We start from the raw sequence: 12370 nt of genomic DNA on the forward strand, positions 1-12370 counted from the left end.
TGCGAACAATTAAAGCGCGTGTTGCTTGATCTATGTAGTTGGTATAAATAGAGTATCTCGTGTATATAAGATTAAAAGTTACAGTTTTGAGGTTGATTTGTCTCATTTAACAAAAGCCATCACTCAGCTTGTTGAAAAACTAGAGCGTGCGCCACAAGGCACCAAACGACTAGAGCAAGAATTGCAGGGTTCACCAAAGACTCATGGCATCGACTGGTTGGACGCTCAGCCTCATTATCCTAAGTTCTATTGGCAGTCGAGAGATACCCGTGAAGAAGTGGTTGCTCTCGGTCAGCTTCATACTTTTTCTGAAGCAGCTCCTGCTTATACGATTCTCAGTGAAAACCAACGAGTATGGGGTGGTCGCTCTTTTGATGGCCATTCAGACAAAAACCGTCGTTGTATGTCGGCATTCTTTTTCCTACCTCAAGTTGAGTTGATTCGTTTCGATGAAGGATGGCGTTTGGCGGTTAACATTGGAATGAGCAAAGAGGTATCAATTAGAGCCTTGAAGCAACTCGTTGCCGATGCAAAAGAACTCGCGCCGCTAGCGAGTGACATCGTCTCATTGCGTCATACACCAGAGAAAACACAGTGGTGTGATTTGGTTGATGATGTTTTAGCAGGAATTCAACAAGATAAATTCAAGAAAGTGGTCTTGGCTCGTAAAACCTGCGTTGATCTCAAGCACTCCATATCTCCTGCGCAGCTACTCAAAGCAAGTTATGCTCAAAACCATCATAGCTTCCATTTTTTGATGGCTTTGTCCCCTGGTCACGCATTTGTAGGCTCAACGCCTGAACGTCTCTATCGAAGAGTAGGGCAAGAGCTAGAGACAGAAGCCTTGGCGGGGACGATTGGTCGAGGCGGCAATGCCGCTCAAGATATGGAACTTGCTAATTGGTTGACTCAAGATGACAAGAACATCAATGAGAACCAGTACGTTGTAGATGATATTCTGCAAAGCCTATCGCCACACTCAGACCAAGTTCATCTTGAAAGCGAGCTTCGCTTGGTTCGGCTGCGCAAAGTTCAACATCTAAAAAGAAACATTTTGGCCCATTTGCACAAGGGCATTAACGGTGTGCAATTGCTTCAAGCGTTGCAGCCAACCGCGGCAGTTGCAGGGCTTCCAAGAGCAGAAGCAATGCAGTATATCCAGCAGAATGAACCTTTTGCACGTGGTTGGTATGCTGGCTCTGTGGGCTATCTTAGCCATGAAAAAGCAGAGTTTTGTGTCGCGATTAGAAGCGCGCTATTGGTCAAAGATGAGCTACAACTCTTCGCGGGTGCGGGGATCGTGCCTGGTTCCATCGCCGAACATGAATGGCAAGAGTTGGATAAAAAGATGTCCACGTTATTAAGTCTAATTTCTGACCAACCGTCATTAGGTGTTGCGTCATGAGCCACAACCAAGCTGCTTTAAATAGGGTTTGGACGGAAATACTGATAGAAGAACTCTATCGCCAAGGGGTAAGACACGTATGCATTGCTCCGGGTTCACGCTCAACCCCGCTTACTCTTGAGGCTGTTGCTCACCCTGAGTTGACCGTTCACACACACTTTGACGAGCGTGGTTTAGGTTTCTTGGCGTTAGGTCTTGCCAAGTCAAGCCAATCACCTGTTGCGGTTATTGTTACATCTGGCACTGCAGTCGCTAATTTACTTCCTGCGGTTGCTGAGTCGAAGTTGACTAAAGAGAAGCTGGTTTTACTGACTTCTGATCGTCCCATTGAGTTAGTCGATTGTGGTGCTAATCAAGCCATCGTGCAGTCTGGAATCTTCTCACAACATGTGGCGGAGACCGTTAATCTGCCATCGCCGACAACCCAGATTTCGCCAACGTGGATATTATCTACAGTTGACCATGCGTTATCAGTTCAAAAAGTGAATGGCGGTAGTGTTCACTTCAACTGTCCGTTCCCTGAACCATTATATGGTGGAGACGATAAGCGTTCGTTCTCAGCCTATTTGCAACCCATAGCGAAATGGCGAAATAGCAAGGCCTGCTTTGTCGACTACCATACGGTTAGCGCTACTGACTATACGGCGGAGCATAGTGCATTAAGACTCGGTGACAGAAAAGGTGTCATTGTCGTAGGCAGTGTAACTCTCGCGATTGCCAAGCAAGCAAAGTTACTGGCGCAGAAGTTAGGTTGGCCAATTCTGCTCGACCCTCAATCGGGTTTGGGAGGTGACTGGCAGCGTTATGATATTTGGCTTCAGAATCCGCAAGCAGCAGACATGCTTTCAAGTGCCGATACTGTACTCCAAGTAGGTGCAAGGCTGGTTTCGAAAAGGCTGAATGCTTGGCTAAAGCAGCAATCTCTAGACAGTGATTACCTAGTGCTGAGTGAATTTGGCGAGCGGTTAAACCCAGATCACGTTGCATTGAAACATTGTCAGGTGTCAATTCCTCTATGGTTAGAGTCAGCCTTAGAAACAGTGGAGCACAGCAGAAATATCGGGTGGGGAGATGAATTAAAATCTTATGCCCAACTCGTGACGACATTAATGCCTACTCGCTCACATCTGACCGAATTTGATGTTGCCCGTAGCATTGAGCGATTACCGCTAGACATTAGTGTTTTTATGGGTAATAGCCTTATCGTAAGGTTAGCGGATATGTTAACTAACCCCCTAGGCATCGAAACTTATAGCAATCGAGGCGCATCCGGTATCGATGGTTTAGTCGCTTCTGCTAATGGTGTTCATCGCGATAAAGGTAAGTCGATGGTGCTCTATTTGGGTGATACATCGCTGCTCTATGATTTGAATTCGCTGTCACTTTTTAGTCGTACACAAGCACCTTGCGTAATCGTTGTGACTAACAATGATGGGGGGGCGATATTTGACATGTTGCCTGTACCGCAAGAAAAAAAAGTAAGCTGTTATCAAATGCCCCATGGCCTAAACTTTGAACATGCGGCGGCTCAGTTTGGTTTGCAATATTGCTCACCGAAATCACGTGAAGACTTAGAAACACAAATTCAACATCATCTATTAAGCGGAAAAGACACTCTATTGATTGAAGTGCTTACCGCTGCCGACGAAGTGGCAAGTTTGATTCGCCAACTAAGCCAAGACATCAGTACTTATCAGACTCATGCTTAATAGTCAGTTCACAGCGTCCCTCCAAGCTCATGCTGAAGATAAGCCTCTGTTGGTTTTCTTACATGGCTTTTTAGGGGCGGGTGACGACTTTCACACCGTTAGTAAATACCTTCCAAACTACAACAAGCTGTTTATCGATTTACCGGGACATGGTCAAAGTCAGTCGATCCAAAGCACAAGTTTTAGTGATGTTTGCAGATTGATCCATTCAACCATACTAAAATGTATTGAAACACAAAACCTCAGTGCTACAGTGCCCATCTGTTTGGTGGGGTACTCGTTAGGTGCTAGGTTGTCGATGTACTTTCTCTGTGAGTATGAGGGAGCAGATAATCAACTGCTGCCACTCACTATGGCTGGTGTCGTCATTGAAGGTGGAAATTTTGGACTGTGCTCAGAACATGCCCGTCAGGATAGATTTGCAAATGACTTAGCATGGGCGCATCGCTTCAAAAATGATGATATTGCAGAGGTTTTGGGCGATTGGTATCAACAACCAGTGTTTTCTTCCTTAAATCATGAGCAAAGACAAGATTTGATTGCTAAACGTAGTGTTAACCTTGGTGACAAGCTAAGTCATATGCTGATGACGACTTCACTAGCTCACCAGCCTAACCTGCTGCCAAAAATCCAGCAGCTTCGATTTAGTAACGGTAATCGACCTCTGTATATCGTGGGTGAACGAGACACAAAATTTACTGCGTTAGCTCAAGATAGCAACCTTGATTTTAAGGTGATTGCGGGAGCTGGGCATAATGTACACAAAGAGCAGCCTAAGGCCTTTGCCTCGGTGTTGCTGAGTTATCTAGAACAAATGGGTTTAAACCCAAAAGAAAAATTGGAATAGATCATGGCTAAAACAGTTGGACTAACAGAAGAAGAACTTTACGCACCGGTTAATTGGGCGGACGTAACGGGCGATTTTGAAGAAATTCAATATCATAAATCTGAAGATGGCATCGCGAGAATCACGATTGCACGCCCACAAGTTCACAATGCATTTACCCCAAAAACAGTCAGTGAAATGATTAAAGCACTGGCTGACGCTCGTTACGACGAGGGTATTGGAGTCATTATTCTTACTGGATTAGGTGAAAAAGCCTTCTGTTCTGGTGGCGACCAAAGTGTTCGTGGCGACTATGGCGGTTACCAAGATGATTCAGGTACACATCACCTCAATGTGTTGGACTTCCAACGTCAAATTCGTACTTGCCCTAAACCTGTTATCGCTTCGGTAGCTGGCTGGGCTGTTGGTGGAGGTCATGTTTTACACATGATGTGTGATCTAACGATTGCAGCAGAAAATGCACAGTTCGGTCAAACGGGTCCTAAAGTTGGTTCATTTGATGGTGGTTGGGGTGCGTCTTATATGGCTCGCATCGTTGGCCAGAAAAAAGCGCGTGAAATTTGGTTCCTATGCCGCTTCTACGACGCGCAAGAAGCTCTGGATATGGGCTTAGTGAACACGGTTGTGCCACTAGAGGATTTGGACAAAGAGACTGTTCGTTGGTGTCGTGAAGTACTTCAACATAGCCCAATGGCACTTCGATGCTTGAAAGCCGCTCTGAACGCTGACTGTGATGGTCAAGCTGGCTTACAAGAGCTAGCGGGCAACGCGACCATGATGTTCTACATGACTGATGAAGGTCAGGAAGGACGTAATGCATTTAATGAGAAGCGTCGTCCAGACTTCAATAAGTTCCCAAGAAACCCGTAACCATCGGCTCCAAGGCACTATCAGCCTTGGCGTCATGTTTGTTTGGCCATATTTAGATACATTTTATCGATAGTTTGCTCAAGTAATTTGGGAACTCTTGTAGTGAAATGTGGCCTAACAACGGTGTATTCAACGTCGTCGACTCTCTCATTTTTAGTTGACGACGTATACTTCCTATGAAGTGGGACTCTACTATGAGACAAGCAAAACTCTACCGCTACAGTCTGCCTATGGACAGCGGTGTTATTCTTCGAGAACAAAAACTTACTCACCGAGACGGTTGGATTGTAGAACTGTCTGAAGACGGCCAGACAGGCTTAGGTGAGGTAGCCCCTCTACCTGGATTCAGCCAAGAAACGTTTGAACAAGCCGGCATAGAAGCACAAAGCCAATTAGAGCAATGGGTCAATGGCAAAGACATAGACTTGGAAGTATGTGTGCCTTCTGTCGCGTTCGGCCTGTCTGCCGCATTAATGGAGCTTGCTCACACGCTTCCTCAAACCGGCAATTATCGTGCGGCTCCTTTGTGTAGTGGTGACCCGGACGAACTGATACCTATCTTGAATAACATGCAAGGTACTAAAGTTGCCAAGTTTAAAGTAGGGCTGTACGAAACGATAAGAGACGGGATGTTAGTCAGTCTTTTCCTCGAATCGATTCCAGACCTTACTCTGCGACTTGACGCTAATAAAGCATGGACTTTGGACAAAGCTAAGCAGTTTGCCAAACACATTTCCCCATCGCTCAGACAGCGTATCGCGTTTGTTGAGGAGCCTTGCCAAACACCCGGTGATAGCGTGTCGTTTGCCTTAGATACGGGGATTGCTATCGCTTGGGATGAAACACTACAGGCCGCGATTAAAGAGCCTGACTTTTCGGTGAAAGAGTTAACAGGTGTCAAAGCGTTAATCATCAAACCAACCTTAATCGGCAGCTTTGATAAATGTATTCGTTTGATCGAAGAAGCGAGAAGCCATGCTATTCGAGTCGTTATTAGCTCAAGCTTAGAGAGTAGCATTGGTCTTGGACAGTTAGCTCGCTTTGCTCACTGGCAAGTGCCAGCAGAAACACCAGGTTTGGATACCATGCAGCTTTTTGGTGCTCAGCTCGAAACACCGTGGCCAGGTTGCTTGCTTCCTGTCGAGCGTCTAGCAGACCAAACTTTGGTTTGGCAATCTGAATCCGTGGACAGCTAGTCAGTGGTTTCATCACACTTTTGGGAGCACTGGGCTCAGTCTGCTCCCAACGACATTGCCTTAATTACTCCTCAACGCCAACTGACGTGGGTCGATGTTAAACAACAAGTCGATCAATATCGACAGTTGCTTATTAATAAGGCCATCAGTCAGGGTCAGGTGGTTTGCCTTATTGGTCGTGCTGAGGAAGCGTTAGTCTTCGCTTATCTCGCTTGCCTCGCTCATGGTGCGGTGCCTGCGATTATTGCCGTGCAATCACGTGAATTACTTGAAGCCAAACTGTCCTCTCTATATCTAGAGGGTGAGCGTGCTGTGGTTTGGAATTGCAGTAACTCGACGTCGCTACCAAGTTTGCACTTCCTTTCACGAGGGACTGCATCGCGACAGTCGTTGGTCTCCGCAAATGTTGATATCGCCTCCATCATTTTTACATCTGGTTCGACAGGGTGTCCAAAAGCCGTTGTCCATGGTAGAGAGCAACACATAGCCTCTGCTAGTGGCTTACTTGAGCGCTTTAGTTTCACTGTCGGAGATTGCTGGTTATTGAGCCTACCTATGTACCATGTCTCAGGGTTAGGTATTGTTTGGCGTTGGCTACAAGCTGGTGCAACGCTCAAAATTGCTAGCGGTGACTTTTGCAAAGACATTTCAGATGTAAGTCATGCCTCGCTGGTGTCTACGCAGCTTAAACGGATTATTGATAATCAATGGCAGACCAAGTTAGAGCGAGTACTACTCGGTGGTAGCCACATTCCTTTGTCACTAATCCAACAAGCAAAAGCCCGACATATCGATGCATGGATGGGCTATGGTATGACGGAAACCGCTTCGACAGTGACCGCTAAACCAGTAGATGAGTGGCCATCATCAGGGCATATTCTTCCGCGACGAGAGCTAAAATTAAGTGGTAATCGTATTTTTGTGTCGGGTGAGACCTTAGCCAAAGGCTACTATTGGCAAGGTCAAATTCTGCCACTGGCATTGGAAGGGCAATGGCTGGATACCAGAGATCTCGGAGAGTGGGTCAACGGCAATGAGCTTAGAGTGGTTGGTCGTGCTGACAATCTGTTTATTTCAGGTGGCGAAAACGTACATTGCGAGGAGGTCGAAGCTGCTCTCAATGTACAGCCAACGATTACTCAGAGCATTGTAGTGGCGGTAGAAGATGAAGAATATGGGGCGCGATGTGTTGCAGTAGTGCAGTCAACTGCATTGCCGACGGTCTCTGAACAGCGGAAAAAGCTTGCGGATTCGTTACCAAGATTCAAACAGCCGGTCGCCTATTTCTTATTGCCTGAGTCTCTTTCGCAATCGGGAATTAAAGTCTCACGTGCTGAAGTGAAAAAGTGGCTATCGCAGTATCAATCCAATTATGTAGTTATTTCATAGTCCAAAACTGAATTTTCATTACCTAATAGGCTCACCATAATATGAGACACGGAAAAACAGTGAGCCTATGGAATGAACAAATTACTGGTTATCGCAATTGCCCTTCAACTGGCGCTTGCCTTCTCAACAGATGGACTGACAAGAGCGCTTGCGGAACTGACAGCGTTTTTGTTGACAGTAGTGTTGTTCTTCAATGTAAAACAAGGAAAAACAGCAGACCCTGAGACTAAACGAGCGTTAGCCAAGCTAGAGAAGTCGCCGAAATCAACAACCACATCGTAACGCCAAACACCATCGGCTTACTCCCTGCCTGTTTAAGCTTCTCAATTGAGATACTGCAACCAATCAAGAATAGACACACGACCAACAGCTTTTTCGAGACATCAAAAATTCCCTGATATACCACTTCGAACTGAGGTAAGTAGTCGCTTACTAAGATTGCGACACAGTAAAATAAAATGAAGTAAGGGATAGTGATTTTATTTTGCTTGTTGCTAAAAATAGCTGCACTTACTAGGGCAACAGGAATAATCCATAGCGCACGGGCCAGCTTTAGTGTCGTTGCCGTCGTGAGTGCTTCCTCACCATAAGCGGAAGCCGCACCGACCACGGATGACGTGTCATGGATGGCGATCGCTGCCCACGTACCGAAAGTATGTTGATCGAGACTTAGCGCGTGACCAATGACGGGAAATACGAATAAGGCGACAGAATTTAGTACGAATACAGTTGCAAGAGCGATACCGATCTTTTCATCATCTGCGTTGATCGCCGGTGCAACAGCGGCAATAGCACTACCACCACAGATAGCAGTACCTGATGAAATAAGGTAACCCGTTTGTTTGTCCAATCCCATGCGGCGTGCCAAGAACCAACCGATGACTAACGTGCCAACTATAGTCACTACGATGATTCCAATCCCATCGCTGGTGGCTTGCATGGCTTGATCTAAATGGATCCCAAAACCAAGTCCAACAATGGAGTAGGCGAGTAACTTTTTAGTGAATTTTGCTAATGGTAGCGTGGTTGGCACTAGGCTGAAAGTCGTTAAAAAGAAGCCAAGTATCAGTGCAATTGGCGAGGAAACCCAGGGAGTGAGACAAGCAAGAATTGAGAGAAAAAACAGAGGGTATGAGCGTAACTGGGTGAACATGGAGTACCTTTAATAAAAAGGCGAGAATTTTCTCGCCACATAAAGGAATTGTATGAATTTCGCTAGATCAACAAAACCTAAAATTTCTTAACGAGCGTTCAGTAAAACTAAACGCTCGTTGTTTTGATATGAACAACATCGAAATAAACGAACAAAATCGCTTATGGCGATCAGCGATAATCACCACGAAGTGTTGCGACTTTTTCGAACATCGCAGCACTTGATGCTTCTTCAGGTGCTACCGGTGCTCCCGCTTCTAATTCCAACTTAGCTCTAAAGCGAGTTGGGAGCCCTTTACACGCGCGGCCTTTATGTCGACTAAAGTAGCTGCCCCATAATCCCTTTAACGCCATTGGGATGACAGGTACAGGAGAGCGGCGCAGGACAATATCAATACCACGCATAAATTCATTCATCTCACCATCTGAGGTTAGACGTCCTTCAGGGAAAATGCAGACAATCTCCCCTTCAGCTAAAGCGTGTTCGATATCGTTAAACGCTCTTCGAATGGAACCTTTGCGAGAGGAGGAGATAGGTATGACCCCTGCACGTCGTAAAAAGCGACGAACGGGTTTGTAGTTCGCGTAGTCTTCTTCCATGACAAAACGTATGAGTCTTGGGCTTGCCGCACTCATCACCAACGCATCCATATAGCTCACATGATTGCAGACAATCAAGGCGCCACCTTTTTCTGGTAGGTGATGCAGATTTTTATGGGTGATACGGTACATGATGGTAGTGAGTACCCAAATAAGGAAACGAACCACGAAGATAGGAGCTTGCAAAAATAGGTAAGTCGCCATCATAAAGTTCATCAGAGCTAGCACAAGGAACAGTTCGACAATAGTGAGTTCCAGCACTGACAGTCCTACGATACCTAAAACTGCACTTCCAACCATAAATAGCGAGTTATAGATATTGAGGGCAGCAATCACTCGGGCACGTTCAGTTTCTTTAGCCTGTTGTTGCATCAGCGCGTACAAAGGGACGATAAACAATCCACCGGACATGCCGAGTAACAATAAATAGCCAAAAACAGGCCATAAGCTAGAGTGGGAAATAAACTCGCTGAATGAAGTAAACTGAGGCAGCTCTGATGGAACTGCAAAAGCCATAAGCGCACCAAAAATGGTAATGCCAATGCTGCCTATTGGCACGATGCCGACATCAATGCGATTCTTAGACATCTTATCGCACAACATAGATCCGAGAGCGATGCCTACAGAAAAAAGTGCAAGTAGGAATGAAACGGCCGCTTCATTACCCATCAAATGTATTTTGGTGAAATTCGGAAACTGCGTTAGGTAAGCTGCGCCCAAGAACCAGAACCAACTAATGGCCATGATACATTGGAATACTACGCGGTCTTGGTGAGCAATTTTAAGTGTTTCTTTAGTTTGTTTTACGGGTTGCCAGCGAAATTTTAGTTCCGGTGCAGCCGCAGGCGCTTCTGGAATAGAGCGACTTGAAATGTAGCCAGCCAAGGCAAACAAAACTACACATCCAGCAGCGACGTATTTCGCGCTTTCTGCTGAAGCTATAATGCCGGCGCCTAAGGTTCCCAACAAGATGGCAAGGAAGGTGCCAGTTTCAACCAATGCATTGCCGGACAAGAGCTCGTTCGGTTTCAGTTGTTGTGGCAGAAGTGCGTACTTCACTGGACCAAAAAACGCAGACTGTGTGCCCATTAAGAACAGCAATAACAATAAAATGCCGTAGCTTTCAGTAATAAAGCCAATTGCGCCGAGACACATAATTGCGATCTCAGCCAGCTTTACTTTTCTGATGAACCATGACTTTTCGTATTTGTCGGCAAGTACACCTGCTGAGGCAGAAAACAGAAAGAACGGCAAAATGAATAGACCGGCCGCTAAGTTAATAAACAGGTTACTAGAGATTGGCAGAACCTGTGGTCCTGCAAATGCGACAAACAACAATAAAACGTTTTTAAAAATATTGTCGTTAAACGCGCCAAAGAACTGAGTCACAAAGTAGGGCAGAAAGCGCCTTTGAGATAACAGAGACGCAGATTTCGTATGTGGCATTACCTTTCCTTTTGATTACCAGCTTTGTAAATACTTTGAGATTAGATCTTTGATTAGCTCATCGCCATCGACGGGCTCTGAAGCAAAGAATTTGTCGTCAACACTGAGCAGTGTGATGCCATGAACTCCAGCCCACAGTACGCGACTGGCACGAAGGACTTCTGAGTGAGACTTTTCCGGTTTATAGACTGAAAGCAAGCTCTCCAGCATGCCTGTCATCCCATCGATACGTTGTGATTGCCATTCCGGGAGCGTATCACCGTTCATGTTGTGTTCGAAAATTAATTGCCAACGATACGGGTATTTCTTGGCAAACTCGTGATAACAGCTCGCGAGAGCATATAAGGCTTCTTCGACATTATCAGCTTCATCCACAACCGCTTTTGCTTCCTGTGACAGCTCATCTAGAGTGCGAGCGACAGCGTGCAGTAGTAGCAGATTATAACTGCCAAATACATTCACTAGTGTGCTGGGAACATAACCAATCAGAGTGGCAATCTTCCGAAGGCTAAGCGTGTGATAAGAGTTTTCGCTAAGGTAGTCTTTTACCGTCGTGAGCGTAAGCTCAACAAGCTCTTCCCTGGTATGATCGTTTCTGCGGGCCATGGTTGCGGATCGTTAATTGAACACGGTTCGTTATTTTAGAGGTGTCATGATTAAGCGTCAACTAATGAAGCCTTGTATTGCAGGCTTTGCGCATAGTTTTGAATGCGGTTCTATCTAGCTCGTAACATACGTGCAATATTCTGAAACATGTCGAGGCATCAGAGTGTTTCCTTTAATGCTAAGCTCAGTATATTATGCTTGATGGGTCGTAGTTCATGTATAGTGGTTACGGCTTAACGTAACAATATAACTAAAGGTCTAGAATGAAACGTTTATTTTCTTTCGTCGCTCTGCTTGTTCTTGCAGTAGCGGTGAATCCGGTAGCTGAAGCGAAGAAGTTCGGTGGCGGTAAATCATTCGGTAAGAGCTTTAAAACAGCTCCTGCTCCGAAACAACAGCAACAGAATACAAATAACATCAGCAGACAGGATCAAAACAAAGCTGGTAGCAGCAAAAAGGGCTTGATGGGCGGTCTTCTAGGCGGTCTATTGGCTGGTGGTTTGTTAGCGGCGTTCTTTGGTGGTGCATTTGAAGGCATCAACTTCATGGACATCCTAATCTTTGGCCTAATTGCATTCGTAATCTTCAAGTTTATGCGAGGGATGCTTGGTGCCAAGCAAGGCAGCATGAATCAGCAGCGACAGCAGCCGGCGTTTGGTGGCAACACGCGTAACCAGTTTGAACAGCAACCAAACTTCCAAAACTTCGAGCAGCCGCAAAACGGTGGCGCAGCGACAGGTGGCTTTGGTGCAGCTGGTCACAGCGATGTTCCACATAACTACCCACCGGGTTTCGATCAAGCGGCATTCCTAAATGGTGCTCGTGAACACTATCGAATCCTGCAAGGTGCTTGGAACCATAACGAACTTCATACCATTGAAGAGTATGTATCGCCAAGCCTACTTCAAGATCTTATGGCTGAGCGTGCAAAACTAGAGGGCGAGCAGCATACTGACGTTATGTACGTAGATGCGGAAATTGTTCGCGCAGACTTCGATGCAAACAAAGCACAGCTGAGCTTGCAGTTCTCGGGTCGCTATCGTGATGCGGTAGAAAACGTCGAAGAAGATATCGAAGATATTTGGCACTTAGAGCGCGATCTTACTGTACCTAACGCGCCATGGCTGATCGTCGGTATTCAAGGTTAATT

At 45.9% G+C, this 12370-nt stretch carries 11 protein-coding genes; 8 read left to right on the plus strand and 3 right to left on the minus strand.

What is annotated here, in order from left to right:
- The first annotated feature begins 97 nt into the window (after nt 1-97).
- The 7 genes from HOP38_RS04020 to HOP38_RS04050 all read left to right on the plus strand — a co-directional run bounded on the left by HOP38_RS04020 (nt 98) and on the right by HOP38_RS04050 (nt 7698).
- Nucleotides 98-1405: an isochorismate synthase gene (locus HOP38_RS04020; RefSeq protein WP_038230150.1), complete on the plus strand. Its 1308-nt coding sequence runs from the start codon at nt 98-100 to the stop codon at nt 1403-1405.
- Nucleotides 1402-3114: a 2-succinyl-5-enolpyruvyl-6-hydroxy-3-cyclohexene-1-carboxylic-acid synthase gene (gene menD / locus HOP38_RS04025; protein ID WP_198557456.1), complete on the plus strand. Its 1713-nt coding sequence runs from the start codon at nt 1402-1404 to the stop codon at nt 3112-3114. The genes HOP38_RS04020 and menD overlap by 4 nt, the downstream gene beginning before the upstream one ends.
- Nucleotides 3107-3961 (plus strand): 2-succinyl-6-hydroxy-2,4-cyclohexadiene-1-carboxylate synthase, encoded by an 855-nt coding sequence (menH, locus tag HOP38_RS04030; RefSeq protein WP_096441645.1) that lies wholly within the window; start codon nt 3107-3109, stop codon nt 3959-3961. The genes menD and menH overlap by 8 nt, the downstream gene beginning before the upstream one ends.
- Nucleotides 3962-3964: 3 nt before the next feature.
- Nucleotides 3965-4831 (plus strand): 1,4-dihydroxy-2-naphthoyl-CoA synthase, encoded by an 867-nt coding sequence (menB, locus tag HOP38_RS04035; protein WP_198557457.1) that lies wholly within the window; start codon nt 3965-3967, stop codon nt 4829-4831.
- Nucleotides 4832-5025: 194 nt separating this feature from the next.
- Complete coding sequence (menC, locus tag HOP38_RS04040) at nt 5026-6027, plus strand: o-succinylbenzoate synthase (RefSeq protein WP_198557458.1); 1002 nt, start codon at nt 5026-5028, stop codon at nt 6025-6027.
- Between the two features lie 3 nt (nt 6028-6030).
- Nucleotides 6031-7416: an o-succinylbenzoate--CoA ligase gene (gene menE, locus HOP38_RS04045; RefSeq protein WP_198557459.1), complete on the plus strand. Its 1386-nt coding sequence runs from the start codon at nt 6031-6033 to the stop codon at nt 7414-7416.
- Between the two features lie 72 nt (nt 7417-7488).
- On the plus strand, nt 7489-7698 hold the full coding sequence (locus HOP38_RS04050) for a hypothetical protein (RefSeq protein ID WP_006075267.1): 210 nt from the start codon (nt 7489-7491) through the stop codon (nt 7696-7698).
- Here the strand turns inward: HOP38_RS04050 and HOP38_RS04055 are convergent.
- From HOP38_RS04055 to HOP38_RS04065, 3 genes are all read right to left on the minus strand, one after another.
- Nucleotides 7643-8569: a YeiH family protein gene (locus tag HOP38_RS04055; RefSeq protein WP_198557460.1), complete on the minus strand. Its 927-nt coding sequence runs from the start codon at nt 8567-8569 to the stop codon at nt 7643-7645. The genes HOP38_RS04050 and HOP38_RS04055 overlap by 56 nt on opposite strands.
- A gap of 170 nt (nt 8570-8739) precedes the next feature.
- Nucleotides 8740-10614, minus strand: coding sequence for an MFS transporter (locus HOP38_RS04060; RefSeq protein WP_038229821.1), 1875 nt, complete (start codon nt 10612-10614; stop codon nt 8740-8742).
- Between the two features lie 15 nt (nt 10615-10629).
- Nucleotides 10630-11220 carry a TetR/AcrR family transcriptional regulator gene (locus HOP38_RS04065; RefSeq protein ID WP_006075270.1) on the minus strand — a complete coding sequence of 197 codons (591 nt, stop codon included), beginning with the start codon at nt 11218-11220 and terminating at the stop codon, nt 10630-10632.
- A gap of 263 nt (nt 11221-11483) precedes the next feature.
- On the opposite strand from HOP38_RS04065, the gene HOP38_RS04070 reads away from it, so the two are divergent.
- Nucleotides 11484-12368: a Tim44 domain-containing protein gene (locus tag HOP38_RS04070; RefSeq protein WP_006075271.1), complete on the plus strand. Its 885-nt coding sequence runs from the start codon at nt 11484-11486 to the stop codon at nt 12366-12368.
- Nucleotides 12369-12370 lie beyond the last annotated feature (2 nt).

The organism is Vibrio mediterranei (assembly GCF_013364395.1).
Taxonomy (GTDB): Bacteria; Pseudomonadota; Gammaproteobacteria; order Enterobacterales; family Vibrionaceae; genus Vibrio; species Vibrio mediterranei.